General features: G+C 72.0%; 18 protein-coding genes. 9 read left to right on the top strand and 9 right to left on the bottom strand.

Features of this window, described 5'->3' with window-relative positions; translation table 11 throughout:
• Positions 1-653 precede the first annotated feature (653 nt).
• Genes L2C96_RS26170 through L2C96_RS26155 form a run of 4 tightly spaced genes read right to left on the bottom strand, consistent with a single transcriptional unit; the run spans position 654 to position 3,989 of the window.
• A complete protein-coding gene (locus tag L2C96_RS26170) occupies positions 654-1,004 on the bottom strand; it encodes a DUF3099 domain-containing protein (protein ID WP_020418738.1) in 351 nt (116 codons plus the stop codon).
• Positions 1,005-1,042: 38 nt separating this feature from the next.
• Entirely contained in the window at positions 1,043-2,143 is a 1,101-nt protein-coding gene (locus L2C96_RS26165) for a M20 family metallopeptidase (RefSeq protein WP_237338146.1), read from the bottom strand.
• Between the two features lie 11 nt (positions 2,144-2,154).
• Positions 2,155-2,709, bottom strand: coding sequence for a DinB family protein (locus tag L2C96_RS26160; protein WP_237338145.1), 555 nt, complete (start codon positions 2,707-2,709; stop codon positions 2,155-2,157).
• Entirely contained in the window at positions 2,706-3,989 is a 1,284-nt protein-coding gene (locus L2C96_RS26155; protein WP_237338144.1) for an amidohydrolase, read from the bottom strand. Before L2C96_RS26155 ends, L2C96_RS26160 begins: the two co-directional genes overlap by 4 nt.
• A gap of 49 nt (positions 3,990-4,038) precedes the next feature.
• Here L2C96_RS26155 and L2C96_RS26150 point away from each other — a divergent pair, with 49 nt between their 5' ends.
• The 4 genes from L2C96_RS26150 to L2C96_RS26135 all read left to right on the top strand — a co-directional run bounded on the left by L2C96_RS26150 (position 4,039) and on the right by L2C96_RS26135 (position 9,223).
• A complete protein-coding gene (locus L2C96_RS26150) occupies positions 4,039-5,520 on the top strand; it encodes a DUF7782 domain-containing protein (RefSeq protein WP_372491268.1) in 1,482 nt (493 codons plus the stop codon).
• Positions 5,517-5,942: a D-aminoacyl-tRNA deacylase gene (gene dtd, locus L2C96_RS26145; RefSeq protein WP_020418743.1), complete on the top strand. Its 426-nt coding sequence runs from the start codon at positions 5,517-5,519 to the stop codon at positions 5,940-5,942. Before L2C96_RS26150 ends, dtd begins: the two co-directional genes overlap by 4 nt.
• 244 nt (positions 5,943-6,186) lie before the next feature.
• Positions 6,187-7,212 carry a sigma-70 family RNA polymerase sigma factor gene (locus tag L2C96_RS26140; protein WP_026153319.1) on the top strand — a complete coding sequence of 342 codons (1,026 nt, stop codon included), beginning with the start codon at positions 6,187-6,189 and terminating at the stop codon, positions 7,210-7,212.
• Between the two features lie 349 nt (positions 7,213-7,561).
• Positions 7,562-9,223 (top strand): fumarate hydratase, encoded by a 1,662-nt coding sequence (locus L2C96_RS26135; RefSeq protein ID WP_237338142.1) that lies wholly within the window; start codon positions 7,562-7,564, stop codon positions 9,221-9,223.
• A gap of 47 nt (positions 9,224-9,270) precedes the next feature.
• Here the strand turns inward: L2C96_RS26135 and L2C96_RS26130 are convergent, their stop codons facing one another.
• Together L2C96_RS26130 and L2C96_RS26125 are read right to left on the bottom strand one after the other, a co-directional pair.
• Positions 9,271-9,708, bottom strand: a complete 438-nt coding sequence (locus L2C96_RS26130; protein WP_237338141.1) for an SRPBCC family protein — start codon at positions 9,706-9,708, stop codon at positions 9,271-9,273.
• Between the two features lie 18 nt (positions 9,709-9,726).
• Complete coding sequence (locus L2C96_RS26125; protein ID WP_235716149.1) at positions 9,727-10,236, bottom strand: hypothetical protein; 510 nt, start codon at positions 10,234-10,236, stop codon at positions 9,727-9,729.
• A 132-nt stretch (positions 10,237-10,368) separates the two neighbouring features.
• Here L2C96_RS26125 and L2C96_RS26120 point away from each other — a divergent pair, with 132 nt between their 5' ends.
• The 3 genes from L2C96_RS26120 to L2C96_RS26110 all read left to right on the top strand — a co-directional run bounded on the left by L2C96_RS26120 (position 10,369) and on the right by L2C96_RS26110 (position 13,570).
• Positions 10,369-10,788, top strand: coding sequence for a YciI family protein (locus tag L2C96_RS26120; protein WP_237338140.1), 420 nt, complete (start codon positions 10,369-10,371; stop codon positions 10,786-10,788).
• Position 10,789: 1 nt separating this feature from the next.
• Positions 10,790-12,025: an RNA polymerase sigma factor gene (locus L2C96_RS26115; RefSeq protein ID WP_237338139.1), complete on the top strand. Its 1,236-nt coding sequence runs from the start codon at positions 10,790-10,792 to the stop codon at positions 12,023-12,025.
• Between the two features lie 363 nt (positions 12,026-12,388).
• On the top strand, positions 12,389-13,570 hold the full coding sequence (locus L2C96_RS26110; RefSeq protein WP_372491270.1) for an APC family permease: 1,182 nt from the start codon (positions 12,389-12,391) through the stop codon (positions 13,568-13,570).
• On the opposite strand, the gene L2C96_RS26105 is transcribed toward L2C96_RS26110, so the two are convergent.
• Both L2C96_RS26105 and L2C96_RS26100 read right to left on the bottom strand, forming a co-directional pair.
• Complete coding sequence (locus L2C96_RS26105; protein ID WP_237338138.1) at positions 13,531-14,637, bottom strand: NAD(P)H-dependent flavin oxidoreductase; 1,107 nt, start codon at positions 14,635-14,637, stop codon at positions 13,531-13,533. The two genes, L2C96_RS26110 and L2C96_RS26105, sit on opposite strands and share 40 nt — an antisense overlap.
• An 11-nt stretch (positions 14,638-14,648) precedes the next feature.
• Positions 14,649-16,265 (bottom strand): acyl-CoA synthetase, encoded by a 1,617-nt coding sequence (locus L2C96_RS26100; RefSeq protein WP_237338137.1) that lies wholly within the window; start codon positions 16,263-16,265, stop codon positions 14,649-14,651.
• A gap of 58 nt (positions 16,266-16,323) precedes the next feature.
• On the opposite strand from L2C96_RS26100, the gene L2C96_RS26095 reads away from it, so the two are divergent.
• Both L2C96_RS26095 and L2C96_RS26090 read left to right on the top strand, forming a co-directional pair.
• The gene (locus tag L2C96_RS26095; RefSeq protein ID WP_020418752.1) at positions 16,324-17,112 is read left to right on the top strand and encodes a crotonase/enoyl-CoA hydratase family protein; all 789 of its coding nucleotides are present in this window, start codon (positions 16,324-16,326) and stop codon (positions 17,110-17,112) included.
• 276 nt (positions 17,113-17,388) lie between these two features.
• The gene (locus L2C96_RS26090; protein ID WP_157358578.1) at positions 17,389-17,583 is read left to right on the top strand and encodes a hypothetical protein; all 195 of its coding nucleotides are present in this window, start codon (positions 17,389-17,391) and stop codon (positions 17,581-17,583) included.
• Between the two features lie 439 nt (positions 17,584-18,022).
• Here the strand turns inward: L2C96_RS26090 and L2C96_RS26085 are convergent, their stop codons facing one another.
• Positions 18,023-19,576: an acyl-CoA synthetase gene (locus L2C96_RS26085; protein ID WP_237338136.1), complete on the bottom strand. Its 1,554-nt coding sequence runs from the start codon at positions 19,574-19,576 to the stop codon at positions 18,023-18,025.
• Positions 19,577-19,621 lie beyond the last annotated feature (45 nt).

Genomic DNA, 19,621 nt, shown 5'->3' with positions numbered 1-19,621 from the left:
GGCTGAGTCACTGGTCCTGCCGCGGCAGTGCGACGGGGCGGGTTGCGCGTCCACGGGCGCGGCAGAGGTCGATGCCGCGCCCGTGGAGGCTTCGCGCAGGTGCGGTGATCCGGTGCGGTGAATGCGCGGCGGGCGCCGGCCGCGGCCCTGCGTGGAGCGCCGACTTCGGTGAAGCCGTCGCGCGGCAGGCAGACGGCGCAGGGGCGCCCAGACGGTGGCGAGTTGCCCACCCGCGGCACCGGCACAGTGTTGCCGATCGAAGCGGCAGCTCAAGCTCGGCCACTCTCGGGGCGCCGCCCTGCCGCCCGCGGCGGCTCAGTCAATCCCGGCGGCAGGCCCCCCACCCGCGGCGGCTCAGTCAATCCCGGCGGCACGCCCACCACCCGCGGCGGCAGCCCAGCCACCCGCGGCGGCTCAGTCAATCCCGGCGGCACGCCCACCACCCGCGGCGGCTCACTCAATCCCGGCGGCACGCCCCACCACCCGCGGCGGCAGCCCGGCCACCCGCGGCGGCTCACTCAATCCCGACGGCACGCCCCACCACCCGCGGCGGCAGCCCGGCCACCCGCGGCGGCTCACTCAACCCCGGCGGCACGCCCCACCACCCGCGGCGGCGGCCCAGCTACCCGCGACGGGTACGCCGAGCGGCGGGGTCAGCCGTCGATGATGCGGTGTTCGCGGTGTTCGATGGCCTTCGCGTTGCGCTGGTAGCGGTTGACCTTCTCCGGCTTGCGCGGGGGGCGGTCGTTGGCGATCAGCACCGCGACCCAGGGCAGCGGGATCGAGATGACGATGAACAGCAGCGCCAGCCACCACGTGTGGTAGAAGATCCCGGCCAGCACCAGGCACGGGAACCGCATGCCCATCATCAGCATGTACTTGCGCTTGCGGGCCGCGTGCTCGTCTTCGTAGGACGGTGCGGCCTCGGTGATGAGAACGGGGGCGTCCTCGTCGCCGGTGCCCCGGGGGGACCTGTTCACCGCGACCACCTCCTGTGCCTCCATGCTGCCACTTCGCCCTCCCCGGCGATACTCGGGTGGCGTTAAATCCCGCACCACCCGGCGCACACGCGCGTGAGGATCTCCACCGACTCGGCCAGCCGGGTGATCGAGCACCACTCGTCGGTGACGTGCGCCTGCTCCGGCTCGCCCGGCCCGCAGATCAGCGTCGGCACCCCGCCCAGCGCGGGGGTCAGCACGGACGCGTCGGTGAAGTACGTCGCCGTCGCCACCTCACCGCCCGCGCCGGTGACCTCCCGGACGATCGCGGCCGCCGAGGCCGCCCACTCGTCGCCCGGATCGGTCCACACCGGCGGCAGGTCGATCAGCGGGCGCACCTCGACCCCGGCCACCGCGGCCAGCGACTCCAACAGCGCCGCGTGGTCCTGCCCCGCCACCGTCCGCACGTCCACCGTCGCCACCGCGCGGTCGGGCACCGAGTTCGTGTTCAGCCCGCCGGTGAAGGTGCCCACGTTCAGCGTCGGCAGCCCCATCACCGGGTGCGGCTCCACCCCGAACCGGTACTCCGCCAGCCGCGACACCGCCGCGGCCAGCTTGACCACCGCGTTGTCCCCCAGGTGCGGCATCGACCCGTGCGCGGTCACGCCGGTGGCGAGCGCCTCCAGCCACAGCGCGCCCTTGTGCCCGTGGAACGCCGCGTTCGCGGTCGGCTCGGTGATGACCAGCGGACCGCTCGGCCCCAGCCGGTCCGCCACGAACCGCGCGCCCTGCGACCCCGTCTCCTCGGCCGCCGTCAGCACGAGCCGCAGCCCGGCGCGGCGCGGCCGGGACCGCGCGACCGTGACCGCCGCCGTCACGATCGCCGCCACCCCGGCCTTCATGTCGCTCACGCCGCGCCCGTACACGCGGTCGCCGTCGGTCTCCCCGGCGAACGGGTCGTGCTGCCACGGAGCGCCGCCCAGCGGCACCGTGTCGACGTGCCCGGACAGGCACAGCGGGGGCACGTCGTGCCCGGTCTCCCACTCGGCCACCAGCGTGCCGCGGCCGGGTTCGTGCTCGAACACCTCGAGGCGGAACCCCGCGTCCCGCAGCAGCGGCGCCACGACCTCCAGCGCCGCGGTTTCCCCGTGACCCACCGTGTCGACCGCGGTCAGCGCCCGGGTCAGCGCGAGTGCGTCCGTCACATTCCCCTCCTTCAGTGCCCGGTCCGGCCGTCGATCCGTTCGCGCAGCAGGTCGGCGTGCCCGTTGTGCCGGGCGTACTCGGCGAGCATGTGCACCATGATCCGCCGCAACGAGATCGGCTCACCGGAGGCCTGGTGCACGCCCGTCTCGTCGAGCGACGGCGCTTCGGCGACGATCCGCCGGGAGGCCTCGCACTCGGCGCGCCACACCGCCAGCGCCTCCGCCGGATCGCCGTCCAGCCGCTCGAAGTCCTGCTCCGGGTCGTCGTCGGAGTAGTACAGGACCGGCACGTCCTCGCCGCGGAACTGTATGCGGAACCACCACCGCTCGACGCCGGCGAGGTGCCGCAGCAGGCCGTGCAGGGTGAGCCCCGAGGGCGGGATCAACCGCTCGGACAGGCGGTCCGGCGCGACCCCCGTGCACTTGAGCTCGAAGGTCTGCCGGTGCCAGTCGAGGTAGGCGGTGAGGATCGCGCGCTCGTCACCGGTCTTGGGCAGGGGCGGGCGGGTGTCGTCCGCCCACGGCTGGGCGAAGTTGGCGGCGGGGATCGGGGCGCTTCCGGTCATGCCCCGAGCTTGCCACCACCCACCGACAAAAATGTGAGCGCCGCCACGACCAGCGTCTCCACCCCGGTCCGCAGCGTCGGGTGCAGCACCGGCGCGAACCGCGGCGAGTGGTTCGACGGGACGTCGCGCTCGAACCGGCCCTCCGCCATCGCGGTGAGCACGAAGTCCGGGTCCAGGCCGCCGACCAGCCAGAACACCGACGGCGCCCCGGCCGCCCTGCCGAACTCGCCGAAGTCCTCGCTGCCGGTGACCAGCGGGGCCTCCATCGTCCGGTCGGCGCCGAAGTGCGCGGTGAACGCCTCCGTGAGCGTGCGGTTCGCGCCCTCGTCGTTGCTGGTCACCGGGAAGGTCGCGATCGGGGTGATCTCCGGCGGCCGTGGCGCGCCCGCCGCGGCCGCCTCGCCCTGCACGATGCGCTCGATCGCGGCCAGCACCCGCTGCCGGACCTGCTCGTCGAAGGTGCGGACGTTGACCTCGAGCACCGCTTCCTCGGCGATGACGTTGGCCGCGGTGCCGACGTGCATCGAGCCGACGGTCACCACGGCCTGCTCGGTCGCCGCGATCTCGCGGGACACGATTGTCTGCAACCGCATCACCACCGACGCGGCCAGCACCGCCGGGTCGACCGTCGTCTCCGGGCGGGAGCCGTGCCCGCCGCGGCCGTGCAGCACGATCCGCAGCGAGTCGGTGGCCGCCATCAGCACACCCGGCCGCGTCAGCACCCAGCCCGCCGGCCCGGGCACGACGTGCTGGCCCAGCACCACCGCGGGCGTACCGACGAGGTTGAACAGGCCGTCGCGCACCATCGTCTCCGCGCCCTCGCCGACCTCCTCCCCCGGCTGGTAGACCACGACGACCGTGCCCCGCCAGCCGTCCCGGCCGTCGGCGAGCAGCCGCGCCGCGCCGTCCAGCCAGGTGGCGTGCATGTCGTGGCCGCACGCGTGCATCACCGGGACCGCGTCGCCGTCCTGGTTCGGCGCGCGCACCTCGCTGGCGTAGGGCAGGCCGGTCTTCTCCGCGACCGGCAGCGCGTCGATGTCCGCGCGCAGCATCACGACCGGGCCGTCCCCGTTGCGCAGCACGCCCGCCACCCCGGTCCCGCCGATGCCGGTGTGCACCTCGTAACCGGCCTCACGCAACCGGTCCGCGAGCTTGCCGGCGGTGCGGTGCTCGGCGAACGACAGCTCGGGGTTGCGGTGCAGGTCGAGGTAGAGCTCCTCGAGTCCCGGCAGGAGTTCGCCGAGGCCCGCGAGCACCGTCGCCCGGTCCGTGGTGGTCATGCGGCCATCTCAGCACAGCCGCGGCGCCCGCGTGGGAGGATCACCCACCGTGAGCATTCCGCGGTTCTCCGACGATTTCCTGGCCCGGCTGCGCGAGGCGTTCCAGCGCACCGGCTACGACGCCGACGGCGTGGTCGACGCGCTGGGCGGGGCGGCCCACGCGGCGCTGGGCCGCGGCGAGCCCGAACTCGCCTTCCGCGCCAGCGCGGACGCCGGCGAGCTCGGCACGCTCATCCGCCTCTTCCTGCTGGGTTCCGCCGAGCCCGAAACGGCCGTGCGGGCCGCGCTGGCGCCGCTGGCGCTGGACGACGCGCTCGCGGCCGGTCTCGTGCGCGGACGGGAGCAGCTGCGCGCGGGCCTGGACGTGCGGCCGCACGGGGACGAGCAGGGCTCGTGGTGGGTCGTGTCGGACCTGGACTCCGACGTGCTCGGCGCGGAGGTCCCGCCGGACCACGTGCTCGGCGTCGGGCACGCGTCGCTGAGCCTGATCCGCGCCACGACCCGCCGCCCGGTGGGCAGCCTGCTGGACCTGGGCACCGGCAACGGCGTGCAGGCGCTGCACGCGACCCGGCACGCCCAGCGCGTCACCGCCACCGACGTGTCGGAGCGGGCGCTGGCGCTCGCGGACGCGACGTTCCGGCTGAACGAGCTGGACGTCGAACTGGTGCGGGGCGAGTGGTTCGCGCCGGTCGCGCGCCGCCGGTTCGACCAGATCGTGTGCAATCCCCCGTTCGTGGTGGGCCCGCCGCGCGTCGACTACACCTACCGCGACTCCGGCCTCGGCGGCGACGACGCGAGCGCACTGGTGATCCGCCAGCTGCCCGGGTTCCTGACCGAGGGCGGCACCGGGCAGCTGCTCGCCTCCTGGTTGCACGTCGACGGCGAGGACTGGGCCGACCGGGTGAGCCGATGGCTCCCCGGCGGCACGGACGCGTGGTTCGTGCAACGCGACGTAGCCGACCCCGGGCTGTACGTGGGCACCTGGTTGCGTGACGCGGGCATCGATCCGCGCTCCGACCGCGGCCGGGCCAAGGCCGCCGACTGGCTGGACTGGTTCGCGGAGAACAAGGTCCAGGGCGTCGGGTTCGGGTTCGTCACCCTGCGCCGCACGGACGCGGCCCACCCGACGGTGGTCTGCGAGGACCTGCGGCAGGCCTACGACGACCCGCTGGGCCCGGAGGCCGGCCGGTGGCTGGACCGCGTGGCCTGGCTGCGGGAGCACGGGCACGACCTGCTGGACGCGCGCTTCCGGGTGCCGCCGACGGTGCTGCTGGAGCGGGTGTCCGCGCCCGGCGACGAGGGCTGGGACACCACGGTGCTGCGGCTGCACCGCTCCGACGGGCCGGGCTGGCAGCACGAGGTCGACGAGACGGTCGCCGCGCTGCTGGCCGGCTGCCGGGGCGCGCTGCCGCTGTCGGACCTGCTGTCGCTGCTCGCCGCCGGCCACGGGCTGGACGAGGACCCGCTCACCGAGGCCGCGCTGCCGCTGGTGCGGGAACTGGTCCGCCACGGCTTCCTGGAGGCGGTGTGAGGGCCGTCGCGGCGCGGGTGACCGAGGCGAGCGTCACAGTCGAGGGCGAGGTCGTCGGCGCGATCGAGGAGCCGGGGCTGCTGGTCCTGCTCGGCGTCCACGTTTCGGACAGCGAGGACAAAGCGGTCACCATGGCGCGGAAGCTGCACGAGCTCCGCATCCTCCGCGACGAGGAGTCCTGCGCCACTTCCGGCGCCCCTTTGCTGGTGGTGAGCCAATTCACGCTGTACGGCGACACCCGCAAGGGGCGCCGTCCATCGTGGACGCAGGCGGCCCGCCCGGACGACGCGCTGAAGCTGTTCGACCGCGTCGTGGCGGAGCTGCGCGGGCGCGGAGCCCGTGTCGCCACAGGGAAGTTCGGCGCCATGATGGCGGTGCGCAGCGTGAACGACGGACCCTTCACGGTGCTCGTAGAGGTCTGAACCAATGCTCCACCCGAGCGGTCTCTCAGCAAAACCTCAGCTTTGGTGGAGCAACCCAGTCCGGTACCGCCTCGTCTTGAAGTCGAGAAGGCGGGAACGTTTTGGCAACGGCCGGCGTTGGAACCATTGTCCAGCCGACGAGCTGGACACCGCGGGGGTGGAGCACTCCACAGGATCCACCCACGCGGCGCAACAGCCGGTGTGACGCACCGAACGTGTCCGCCCGTGACCGGGGAGGCAGAACATGTCAGTACAGACTCTCGAGCGCCCGACTCGTGAGGTCCCCGAGCCCGAAACCGAGCCCGTCGAGTCCAGCGTACGCCCTTCGCCGAACCTCGACGCGGATCTCGACGCACAGGGCCCGGCCGCGGACCTCGTGCGGGTCTACCTCAACGGGATCGGCAAGACCGCGCTGCTGTCCGCCGCCGACGAGGTCGAGCTCGCCAAGCGCATCGAGGCGGGGGTGTTCGCGCAGCACATGCTCGACACCGCGCCGAAGCTGAGCCCGCAGCGCCGCAAGGAGCTCGAGGCGCTCGTGCGTGACGGCCACAAGGCCAAGAACCACCTGCTGGAGGCCAACCTCCGGCTGGTCGTGTCGCTGGCCAAGCGCTACACGGGGCGGGGGATGCCGCTGCTCGACCTGATCCAGGAGGGGAACCTGGGTCTGATCCGCGCGGTGGAGAAGTTCGACTACTCCAAGGGGTTCAAGTTCTCGACCTACGCGACGTGGTGGATCCGCCAGGCCATCACCCGCGGCATGGCCGACCAGGGCCGCACCATCCGGCTGCCCGTGCACCTCGTCGAGCAGGTCAACAAGCTGGCCCGCATCAAGCGCGACCTGCACCAGCAACTCGGCCGTGAGGCCACCAACGAGGAGCTGGCCGCCGAGTCCGGCATCGCCGTCGAGAAGGTCGCCGACCTGCTCGACCACGCCCGCGACCCGGTGAGCCTCGACATGCCGGTCGGCACCGACGAGGACGCCCCGCTGGGCGACTTCATCGAGGACTCCGAGGCCACCGACGCCGAGAGCGCGGTCATCTCGGGCCTGCTGCAGGACGACCTGCGCCGGGTCCTGGCCACCCTCGACGAGCGGGAGCAGCAGGTCATCCGGATGCGCTACGGCCTCGACGACGGCCAGCCGCGCACCCTCGACCAGATCGGCAAGCACTTCGGGCTGTCCCGCGAGCGGGTCCGCCAGATCGAGCGCGAGGTCATGTCGAAGCTGCGCCAGGGCGAGCGGGCCGAGCGCCTGCGCGCCTACGCCAGCTGACCCGTCCAGGGCAACCGGCAGGGCCACTCCGCGTACGCGGGGTGGCCCTGTTCGCGTTCCACGACAACCCGATCGGCAGTGTTGACGTATGACGTAGGTCACGTCACCGTGGAAGCAACGTTTGGTGAGTTCTTCACGTCCTACGGACGGTGGACTTCGCGGCGGGCGCCCTGTGCTCCCGGCCGCTTTCCCCGGAAGGTCGGGTCCGTCGGGGTGGGCCCGGCCTTCCGACTTTTCCGGGGTGGTTCGCGCCACGCGATCTCCGGCGAGGTGCGCGCCACACCTCTACGTGGGCAAGCACGCGCAAGCGGTAACGTCAAGGGCCCGAATTGCCTGCGAGGGAGCCCGAGTGACCACCACCACCTTCCAGTACACCGACGTGCTGCCGCTGGGTCCGGACCACGAGACCGAGTACCGGCTCGTGACGGCCGAGGGCGTCCGGGTAGTCGAGGCCGCCGGACGGAAGTTCCTGGAAGTCGACCCCGAAGCGCTGACCAAGCTCGCCCGGACCGCGATCACCGACATCCAGCACCTGCTGCGCTCGTCGCACCTGGCGCAGCTGCGCGCGATCGTCGACGACCCCGAGGCCAGCGGCAACGACCGCTTCGTGGCGATGGACCTGCTGCGCAACGCGGCCATCTCGGCCGGCGGGGTGCTGCCGATGTGCCAGGACACCGGCACCGCGATCGTCATCGGCAAGCGCAGCCAGGGCGTGCTCACCGGCGGCAACGACGAGCAGGCGCTGGCCCGCGGCATCTTCGACGCCTACCAGGAGCTCAACCTGCGCTACTCGCAGATGGCGCCGGTGACGTTCTGGGACGAGAAGAACACCGGGACCAACCTGCCCGCGCAGATCGAGCTCTACCACAAAGACGGAACCGGCGACCCCAGCTACGAGTTCCTGTTCATGGCCAAGGGCGGCGGCTCGGCCAACAAGACGTTCCTCTACCAGGAGACCAAGGCCGTCCTGAACCCGAAGCGGCTGGCGAAGTTCCTGGACGAGAAGCTGCGCAGCCTCGGCACCGCGGCCTGCCCGCCCTACCACCTGGCGATCGTGGTCGGCGGCATGTCGGCCGAGTACAACCTCAAGGTCGCCAAGCTCGCCTCGGCCCGCTACCTGGACAACCTGCCGCGCGAGGGTTCCCCGCTCGGCCACGGGTTCCGGGACACCGACCTGGAGCAGCAGGTCCTGGAGATGACCCGCCAGTTCGGCATCGGCGCCCAGTTCGGCGGCAAGTACTTCTGCCACGACGTGCGCGTCATCCGGCTGCCGCGGCACGGCGCGTCCTGCCCGGTCGGCATCGCGGTGTCCTGCTCGGCCGACCGCCAGGCGAAGGCGAAGATCACCGCGGACGGCGTGTTCATCGAGCAGCTCGAGCGCGACCCGGCCCGCTTCCTGCCGGACGTCACCACCGACGACCTGTCCGACGAGGTGGTGCAGGTCGACCTGAACCGCCCGATGGACGAGATCCGCGCGCAGCTGTCGTCGCTGCCGGTGAAGACCCGGCTGTCGCTGACCGGCCCGCTGGTGGTGGCCCGCGACATCGCGCACGCGAAGATCGCGGAGCGGCTGGAGGCCGGCGAGGAGATGCCGCAGTACCTGCGGGACCACCCGGTCTACTACGCGGGCCCGGCGAAGACCCCGGACGGCTACGCCTCCGGATCCTTCGGGCCGACCACCGCGGGCCGGATGGACTCCTACGTCGCCCAGTTCCAGGCCGCGGGCGGCTCGATGGTCATGCTCGCCAAGGGCAACCGGTCCAAGCAGGTGACGGCCTCCTGCAAGGAGCACGGCGGGTTCTACCTCGGCTCGATCGGCGGCCCCGCGGCGCGGCTGGCGCAGGACTGCATCAAGAAGGTCGAGGTTCTGGAGTACCCGGAGCTGGGCATGGAAGCCGTGTGGAAGATCGAGGTCGAGGACTTCCCGGCGTTCATCGTCATCGACGACAAGGGCAACGACTTCTTCGCCGAGACGTCGGAGCCGGTGCTGCAGATCAGCTTCCGCTCCTGAGCGACTGACTCGAACGGGCGCCACCCACGCGGGTGGCGCCCGTTTTTTCACGCCTGGAACAGCTTGACCAGCCGGTCGAGGGTCTTGTCGATGGCCTGCTTGTTCTTGCGCGGGAAGAAGCTCAGGTCGATCAGGAGCGGGATCCGCGCGGTTGACCAGTCGAAGGTCTCGGTGACCTCGGTCGAGCCGTCCTCGAGCGGCTTGAGCTGCCACCGCCAGCGGTGCCCGTTGAAGTGCCGCCAGGCGATCAGCCGGTTCTCGTCGAACTCGACGACCGTGTTGAGGATCTTGTAGTTCGCGCCCATCTTCATGTCCATGCCGAAGCGGGAGCCGAGCGTCAGGCGCTCCGGCCCGCCGTTCTGGGCCGCGAGGACCGTGCCGGAGCCGTCGATCAGCGGGTGCTTCGACGGGTCCGCGAGCAGCTCGAAGATCTTCTCCGGCGGAGCCGCGACGATCCGCGTGGCGGAGACCTGGCGTTTCCTCATGACCCGCGATACTACCGGTCAGTAACCTCGTTTGGCGCTCGTCAGCACGACAGTCCGCTCGTTCAGGGGTTCGGACAGGGTCGCCGACACCACCGGGTAGCGGATGTCCATGGTGCACATCTGGCCGGCCAGGTTGCTCTTGTTCTCGACCAGGTTGACCACGACCTGCCGGGCGTCCTGGGCGGTCACCTCGGCCGCGGCGCGCCCGCACCCGCCTTCCTCGGCGCGGATGAACAACTGCTTGCCGTCGGCGCTGACGAACACCTCGCGCGGGAAGTCCGAGGGCAGCGCCGAGGAGTCGACGCGGGTGGCAGGCACCTGGGCGGTGTCCGCCGGTGGCTGCATCTGACGCGGCCCGCCCGGCATCACCGGGGGCAGGTCGGTGGCCGGGATGGTCGGGGCGGTGGGAGCGGCTTCGCTGCTGGTCGCGTCACCGGAACCGCTTCCGACGGTAGGGGTCTGCTCGCCGCAGGCCGTGGCCGCCAGCAGGACGAGGCCCAGCCCGCACATCGTTGCTTTCCACCTCATGCCTCCAGGACGGAACGGGCCCGCCGGCGGGTTGCACAAAAAAATTCCGGGGCCGTGTCGATCGAAACGCCCCCCGTTCGACCCATGGGGTGAGAGGGTCCAGAAGGACCCGGACACCGAGGGAGAAACACCATGAAGTTCATGCTGATCTGGCGGGCCACCGACGAGGCGTTCGCGAACCTGGCCGACTTCGACTTCGACCAGATGATCGAGATGACCGGGCAGTACAACCAGGAGCTGATCCGGGCCGGTGTGCTGGTCGCCGCCGAAGGGCTGGACGACGCGAACGACGGCGTGGTGGTGGACTACTCCTCGGAGCCGCCCGTGGTCACCGACGGCCCGTACGGCGAGACGAAGGAGCTGTTCGGCGGCTTCTACATCCTCAACGTGGCCTCCAAGGAGGAGGCGGTCGAGTGGGCCAAGCGGTCCCCGATCAAGGGCAAGGGCTTCAAGACCGAGATCCGGCGGGTCACCACGATCGACGAGTTCCCGCAGGACAACGAGTGGATCCAGAAGGAGCGGGCGTGGCGCGAGGCGACCGGCCAGCTCTGAGATGACCGAACGGGAAGCGATCGCCGCCGTCTGGCGCATCGAGTCGGCGCGGATCGTCGGTGCGCTCGCGCGCTACACCGGCGATTTCGCGCTGGCCGAGGACCTCGCCCAGGAGGCGCTGGCGGAGGCGCTGGTGACCTGGCCGCGTGAGGGGGTGCCCCGCAACCCGGCGGGGTGGCTGCTCACGGTGGGCAGGCGCCGGGCCGTGGACGCGTTCCGCCGTCGCTCCGCGCTCGACGACCGGTACGCCGTCCTCGCCAACGAGATGCGCGAGGACGGCGGGGAGATCGAGTGGGACCCGGACCAGATCGACGACGACGTGCTCGCGCTGATGTTCATCTCGTGCCACCCGGTGCTGTCGCGGGAGGCGCGGGTGGCGCTGACGCTGCGGGTGGTCGGCGGTCTGACCAGCGACGAGATCGCGCGGGCGTTCCTCGTGCCGACCGCGACCGTGCAGGCGCGGATCACGCGGGCGAAGAAGACGCTCGGCGCGGCGGGGGTGCCGTTCGAGGTGCCCTCGCCGGAGGAGCGGGCCGCGCGGCTCGGGTCGGTGCTGAACGTGATCTACGTGATCTTCACCGAGGGGTCGTCGGCCAGCTCCGGCGGCGACCTGATCAGGTTCGACCTCGCGGGCGAGGCCCAGCGCCTCGCCCGCGTCCTGTCGCGCCTGATGCCGGACGAGCCGGAGGTGCACGGGCTGCTGGCGTTGCTGGAGCTGACCGCCGCGCGGTTCCCGGCGCGCACCGGGCCGGACGGGGAGCCGGTGCTGCTGGAGGACCAGGACCGGCGGCGGTGGGACCGGTCGGCGATCCGGCGGGGACGGGCGGCGCTGGCGCGGGCGGAGGCGGCCGGGCGGGGGCTGGGCGCGTACGGCCTGCAGGCCGCGATCGCCGAGTGCCACGCCGTCGCGCCGTCGGTGGCGGAGACGAACTGGGACCGGGTGGTGCTGCTGTACGAGGCGCTCGGCGGGCTCGCGCCGTCGCCCGTGGTCGACCTGAACCGCGCGGTGGCGGTGTCGATGGCGCAGGGCCCGGCGGCGGCGCTGCCGATCGTGGACTCCCTGGCGGCCGCCGGGGCGCTCGACAAGTCGCACCTGCTGCCGACCGTGCGGGGCGAGTTGCTCGTGCGGCTCGGCCGCGTGGCGGAGGCGCGGACGGAGCTGAGGCGGGCCGTCGAGCTGTGCGGGAACGAGCGGGAGCGCGCGGTGCTGGAGCGGAAGCTGGACGCTCTCGGCTGAGGGGGTTGGTTTCGGAAGGCCCGCGGATCGTGGACACGCGCTTGCCTCGGCGGCGGCCTGAGTCGGCGTGAGCCGGGAACGTGCACGCCGGCCGCCCGAGGATGAGCGCGCACCACTGGACACCTCGGCCGGCCCGGGCAGCGAGGACCGCCGAGAATCCCCAGCTGATGCGCCCACCAGCACGCCCCAGCCCCAGCCACCCACCTGCATGCCCTCGGCGAGCCGCCGGTCCGCGGACAAACGGGCGCCGAACATCCCGTAACGGATCATCCCCTCCGTCGGGGCACCGGATACGGTCTCCCCGTGACAGGACTCGTGCGGCGGCTCGGTACCGGGGACGCGGTCGTGATCGGCCTGGGGTCGATGATCGGGGCGGGGGTCTTCGCGGCCTTCGCTCCTGCCGCCCGTGCCGCGGGCGCCGGGCTGCTGATCGGCCTCGCGCTGGCCGCCGTGGTCGCCTACTGCAACGCCACCTCCTCCGCCCGCCTCGCCGCCCGGTACCCCGAATCCGGCGGCACCTACGTCTACGGCCGGGAACGGCTCGGCGAGTTCTGGGGTTACCTCGCCGGGTGGGGGTTCGTCGTCGGCAAGACCGCGAGCTGCGCGGCGATGGCGCTGACCGTCGCCTCCTACACCGCGCCCGGCGCGAGCCGCCTCGCGCAGTCGTTCGTCGCGGCGGCCGCAGTGCTCGCGTTGACCGCCCTCAACTACCGCGGCGTCCAGCGGTCGGTGACGCTCACCAAGGTCATCGTCACGATCACGCTCGTGGTCCTCGCCGGGTCGGTGGCCGCCATCGTCGTCGCGGGGAACCCGGCGGCCGCGCACCTGACGCCGTTCCCCGGCTCGGGGGCTGGGGGCGTCCTGCAGTCGGCCGGGCTGCTGTTCTTCGCCTTCGCCGGGTACGCGCGAATCGCCACCCTCGGCGAGGAGGTCCGCGACCCGGAGCGCACCATCCCCCGAGCGATCCCGATCGCACTGGGGATCACGCTCGTCGTGTACGCGGTCGTCGCCGTTTTCCTGCTGCTGCAACTGGGTCCGGACGGTCTGGCGTCCACTTCGGACCCGATCGCCGCCGCGGTCGCGGGCACGTCGTGGTCGGCGCTCACCCCGGTGGTCCGGGCCGGCGCCGCGCTGGCCGCGCTGGGCTCGCTGCTCGCACTCGTGCTGGGCGTGTCCCGGACGACGTTCGCGATGGCCCGCGACGGCCACCTGCCCGCTCCGCTGGCCGCCGTGCACCCGCGGTTCGCCGTGCCGCACCGCGCGGAGGTGGCGGTCGGCATCGTGGTCGCCGCCCTGGTGCTGGTGACCGACCTGCGCGATGCGATCGGGTTCTCGTCGTTCGCGGTGCTGACCTACTACGCCATCGCGAACGCGAGCGCGTGGACGCTCGGCACCCGCCGCGTGGTGCCCGTGGTGGGGCTCGCCGGCTGCGTGGTGCTCGCGTTCAGCCTGCCGCTGTCGTCGGTGATCAGCGGTGTCGTGGTGCTGGCCCTCGGCGCGCTCGCCTACCTCGTCTTGTCCAGGCGGGACAGCGCCTCCTCGTAACCGCTGACCAGGTCGGCCACGATCTCGGCCACCGGGAGCACCCGGTCGATCCGGCCGATGATCTGGCCTGCCGGCATCGACACGACCGTCGGGTCGTTCGCCGCGTGGATGCGGTTGTGCGCCTTGCTCACCAGCAGGTTCTGCAGCGGCATCGGCAGCGGATCGGGCGCGTCCGCGGACGACCAGGCCTCCGTCCAGCGCGTCTTCAGCAACCGCGCCGGTTTGCCGGTGTAGATGCGCGTCCGCACGGTGTCCGACGACGTCGCCCCGACCAGCGCGCTCTGCATCGCCGTTGACTCGGGCATCGTCTGCAGGTACTCCTCCGTCGCGAGCCAGATCGAGCCGGTCCACGCGCCGGACGCGCCGAGCGCCAGCGCCGCCGCGACCTGCCTGCCCGACCCGATCCCGCCCGCCGCGAGCACCGGCGCGCGGTCGCCCACCGCGTCGACGATCTCCGGCAGCAGCACCATCGACGCGATCTCGCCGGTGTGCCCGCCCGCCTCGTACCCCTGCGCCACGACGAAGTCCACGCCGTTGTCGACGTGCCGCACCGCGTGCTCGGCCTTGCCGGCGAGCGCCGCCACCGGCACGCCGTGCTCGTGCGCCTGGTTGATGACGTCGACCGGGGGTGAGCCGAGCGCGTTGGCGATCAGCTTGATCGGGTGCTTCAGCGCGACCTCGACGTGCGAGCGGGCCACCGAGTGCAGCCAGCCGAGAACGCCGGCGCGTTCCTCGGTGTCCTCCGGCAGCTCCGGCACGCCCAGCTCGCGCAGCGTCCGCTCGACGAACGCGCGGTGCTCCTCGGGGATGAGCTTTTCGAGGTCCACCGCCGCGCCCTCGGCGGGCACCTTCGCGGGCATGACGATGTCGACCCCGTAGGGCTTGCCGTCGGTGTTGGCGTCCATCCAGTCCAGCACCCGGTCGAGTTCACCGGCGTCGTTGAACCGCACGCAGCCGAGCACGCCGAGGCCGCCCGCCTTGCTGATCGCGGCGGCCACGTGCTCCGACGGGGTGAACCCGATGATCGGGTACCGGATGCCGAACGTCTCGCACAGCGCGGTGCGCATCAAGTGTCTCCTCAGGCCTTCTGGATCTCGGTCGGCTGGTGTTCCGCCGCGTGCCGGGCGGCCCACTGGTAGTCCGGTTTGCCGGTCGGGAGCCGCCCGATCTTCTCGACCAGCCACACGCTGCGCGGCACCTTGTAGCCGGCGACCTGCGTCCGGACGTGCGCCTCGATCGCGCCGAGGTCGGGCGTGACGCCGGGCCGGGCCTGGAGGATCGCCCCGACCCGCTGGCCAAGCCGCTCGTCCGGCACACCGACGACGATCGCGTCGAACACGTCCGGGTGGGACTTCAGCGCGCTTTCGACCTCTTCCGGGAACACCTTCTCCCCGCCGGTGTTGACGCACTGCGAACCGCGGCCGAGGAGGGTGACGGTGCCGTCCTCCTCGTAGCGGGCCCAGTCGCCGGGCACGACGTAACGGTTGCCCTCGACCTCGACGAAGATCGTCTCGGACTTGGCCGGGTCCTTGTAGTAGCCCAGCGGCACGTGCCCGCGGCGGGCGATCCGCCCGGTCGCGCCGGCCGCGCGCGGGACCAGGCGGTTGTCGTCGTCGATGAGGATGGCGTCCTTGCCGAAGTTCACCCGCGGACCCGCCGAGTGGTCGGCGCCCTTGGCGACCATGCCGATGCCGGTGAAGCCGCTCTCCGACGAGCCGATCGCGTCGGTGAGCACCAGGTTCGGGAAGGCGTCGAGGTACTCCTGCTTGACCGGCTGGGAGAACAGCGCGGCGTGGCTGGACACGGCGACGAGCGACGAGGCGTCGTAACCGCCCTCGCGGTAGGCGTCGAGCAGCGGGCGGGCCATCGCGTCGCCGACGATCGTCAGGACGTGCACCTTGTGCTTCTCGATCTCGCGCCAGATCTCGTGCGGGTCGAACTGCGGCACGAACACGACGGTGCCGCCGCCGAACATCGCGCCGAAGGCGGCCCACTGGGCGGCGCCGTGGATGAGCGGCGCGGCGGGCAGCCGGACCATCGCGCCCTGCTTGCCCCGCTCGGCCATCGTCCACTCGTCCGGAACATACTCGCCGGTGACGAAGTCGATGCCGCCGCCGAGCGCCCGCCACACGTCTTCGTGGCGCCACATGACGCCCTTCGGGTACCCGGTGGTGCCGCCGGTGTAGACGATGTAGATGTCGTCCGGGCTGCGCTCGCCGAAGTCGCGGTCCGGCGACTGCGCGGCGAGGGCCGGCTCGTACTCGGCGCCCCCGTAGCCGGAGAAGTCCGCGCCGCTACCGTCCTCGACCACTAGTACGTGTTTCAGTTTCGGGGCCTTCGGGAGGACCGCGGCGACCTTGTCCGCGTACTTGCGCTCGTGCACGAGCGCGACCAGGTCGGCGTTGTCGAAGAGGTATTCGAGCTCGGCTTCGACGTAGCGGTAGTTGACGTTGACCGCGATGGCGCGCAACTTGTACGCGGCGAACATCGCCTCGATCGTCTCCACGGAGTTGCGGGAATAGACGCCGATGTGGGAGCCGGGACCGACCCCCTGCGCGGCGAGGTGGTGCGCCAGCCGGTTGGCCCTGTCCTCCAGCTGTGCGTAGGTGACGTGCCGCTGTCCGCAGATGACCGCGGGGCGATCCGGCACGGCGTCGACGGCGTGCTCGAGCAGATCCGCGATGTTGTATGCCACCCAGCCAAAGTAGAACATGTTATCGTTTTGGGCAATGGCGCCGGATGGAGAGGTACTCATGACGCAGCCGCACGCTCTGGTTGAACAACGCGCGCACACGCTCGTGGTGACGATGAACCGGCCGGAGGTCCGCAACGCGATCAGCGGCGAGATGATGGCGATCCTGGTCGAGGCCTGGGACCGGGTGGACAACGATCCGGAGATCCGGTGCTGTGTGCTCACCGGCGCGGGTGGCGCGTTCTGCGCCGGGGCGGATCTGAAGTCGATGAACCGCAACTCCCCCGCGGACTCCTACGAGAAGGGCACGTTCGACCCCGGCCGCATCGAGGGCCTGTTGAAGGGGCGGCGGTTGACGAAACCGCTGATCGCGGCCGTGGAGGGCCCGGCGATCGCGGGCGGCACGGAGATCCTGCAGGCCACGGACATCCGCGTGGCCGGGGAGAGCGCGCGGTTCGGCGTGTCCGAGGCGCGGTGGGGACTGTTCCCGATGGGCGGCTCGGCGGTGCGGCTGCCGCGGCAGATCCCGTACACGCTGGCGGCGGAGATCCTGCTGACCGGGCGGCACCTGACCGCCGCGGAGGCGAAGGAGATCGGGCTGATCGGCAGCGTGGTGCCGGACGGGACCGCGCTGGAGCGGGCGCTGGAGCTGGCGGACATGATCGCCGCCAACGGGCCGCTCGCGGTGCAGGCGATCCTGCGCACGATCCGCGACACCGAGGGGATGCCCGAGGAGGAGGCCTTCAAGATCGAGGCGCAGTACGGGCTGAAGGTCTTCCAGTCCGCCGACGCGAAGGAGGGGCCGCGCGCGTTCACGGAGAAGCGCACGCCCCGGTTCGAGGGCCGCTGAAACTGTCGGTGGTGGCCGCTAACTTGGCCGCGATGGACGGCGATCCCGCCGGCGGGGCAGTGCGCGTACCGCAAGCCGCCGCTGGCGGGGGTGCTGCCGCACCACGGGCGGGTCGGCGTACCACAACGACGACCGGTGCGAGTGGATGCGCAAGGGGCAGGAGCACGTGCGCCGCAGGGGCGGCGAGACCGGTGACGTGGTGCCGGTCCGCTGGCGGACCTGGGCCCGGAGAAGCTCCAGCCCTGCCGGCACTGCTGCACCGAACGGTGGCTACGGGTGCGCGGAAAGGCGAATCCGCCCGGGAAGCCCTGTCTCGTGCGGGACTCCGGGCAGTGGGTGCCGGGAACGCTGACCTGGGAGAAGCACCCGCGCGCCGACGGTTCGTGGTGGGCGTCGGTGCGCTTCGCACGCTCCGGCGAGGTGGTGACGGACGAACGCAGCCAGCGGGACCTGCGGCCACGCCCAGCCTGAGCGGGCGCCCGCATCACGCCCAGCGTGAGTGGGCGCCCGCATCGCGCCCAGCCTGAGCGGGTGCCGGATCGCGCGCAGCCTGAGCGGCCCGCATCGCGCCCAGCCTCAGCGGGTGCCGGATCGCGCAGCCTGAGCGGGCCCGCATCGCGCCCAGCCTGGGCGCCCGATCAACCCCAACGCTGGGGGTAGGTCGGCGGGGAGCCACGCGGGCCCGAACCGCGCCCCGCGGGCAGCCTCGGGACACTGGCAGTCCGCAGGGCGCGCGGAGCCGCCCCCAGGGCGCTGACAGCACGCGGCGCGCGGCTGCCCGCAGCGCGCGGCTACCCGCAGGGTGCGGGCAGCCCACGGGGCGCGCCCATTTCCGGAACACCGAGCCGAGCCGTGCCCGGCCGGCCGCCCGCCCGCTGCGGCCCGCCCGCCCGCGCGGGCCGCAGGAGGGTCAGATCTTCCGGTCCGTCCAATAAGGATCCCGCAGCTTGCGCTTGTACAGCTTCCCGTTGGGATCCCGCGGCAGCTCCTCGGCGAAGTCCACACTGCGGGGCCACTTGAACTTCGCCAGCCGGCCGCGCACCCAGTCCAGCAGCTCCTCCGCCAGCTCGGGCCCCGGCTGAACTCCCGGCGCCGGCTGGACGACCGCCTTGATCTCCTCGCCCCAGTCCTCGTGCGGGATGCCGAACACCGCCACGTCCGCGACCTTCGGGTGCATCACCAGTTCGTTCTCGATCTCGGCCGGGTAGATGTTCACCCCACCCGAGATGATCATGTCGTTCTTGCGGTCGTGCAGGAACAGGTAGCCGTCCTCGTCCAGGTAACCCACGTCGCCGAGGGTGAACAGGTTCCCGACCCGCGCCTTGCGCGTCTTCTCGGCGTCCTTGTGGTACTCGAACGTCGACGAGCCCATCCGCATGTACACCGTGCCGGGCTGGCCCGCGGGCAGCTCGTTGCCGTCGTCGTCCAGGATCTTGATCACCGAACCCGGCCACGGCAGCCCCACCGAGCCGGGTTTGCGCAGCCACTCCTCGCCGGTGATCATCGTGCCGCCGCCCTCGGTCGCGGCGTAGTAGTCGGTCACCACCGGGCCCCACCACTCCAGCATCCGCCGCTTCACCTCGGGCGGACACGGCGCCGCGCCGTGGATCATGTTCCGCAGCGACGACAGATCGTAGCGCGACCGCACCTCCTCCGGCAGCGCGAGCAGGCGCCGGAACTGCGTGGGCACCATGTGGCTGTGCGTGACGCGGTACCGCTCGATCAGCCGCAGCATCTCCTCCGGGTCCCACCGGTCCATCAGCACGACCGTGTGCCCCAGCTGGATCGAGATCGACGCGAAGTTCAGCACCGCCGTGTGGTAGAGCGGCGAACCGCACAGGTGGACGTGGCCGTCGAACGGCTTCAGCCCGAAGATCCCGAAGAACCACGTGGACGCGGCGGGCACGCTGTCCGGATCAGCCCCGCTCAGCGGCCGCCGCACACCCTTCGGCCGTCCCGTCGTGCCGGAGGTGTAGAGCATCGGCGACCCCGCCGTCCGCCCCTCCGGGCGCCCGCTCCCCCCGGCGCCCAGCTCGGCCACGGCGCGGAACCCCTCGATGCGCCCCACCGCGAACCGGCCGGAAGCGGGCACCCCGGCCTCGTCCGCCGCGGCGATCGCCACCTCAGCGAACCGCTCGTGCGCGAGGAACGCCTTCGCCCCCGAATCGGACAGGATGTAGGCCACCTCGGGCCCGACCAAGTGCCAGTTGACCATCACCACGTACAGCCCGGTCTGCAGCGCGGCGAAGTACGCGGCCAGCAGCTCGTCGCTGTTGGGCTGCAGCACCACCACGACGTCGCCGGTCTCCAGGCCCAGCTCGCGCAGGCCGCGCGCGTAGGCGTTGGCCTTGTCGGCGAGCGCGCCGTAACCGACCTCGCTGCCGTCGGGGTTCACGATCGCCGTCCGGTCCGGCTGCCCGGCCGCGATGTTCCACAGGCCGATCGTCTCCAGTGCAGTGGTCATGCACCCGAATCTAGAACTTGTTCCACTTACCGCGCAACCTTCCGG

This window comes from Amycolatopsis tucumanensis, from assembly GCF_021654135.1.
Classification (GTDB): domain Bacteria; phylum Actinomycetota; class Actinomycetes; order Mycobacteriales; family Pseudonocardiaceae; genus Amycolatopsis_E; species Amycolatopsis_E tucumanensis.
The sequence above is the reverse complement of the archived record's forward strand: the minus strand, read 5'-3'. Positions and strand labels throughout refer to the sequence as shown.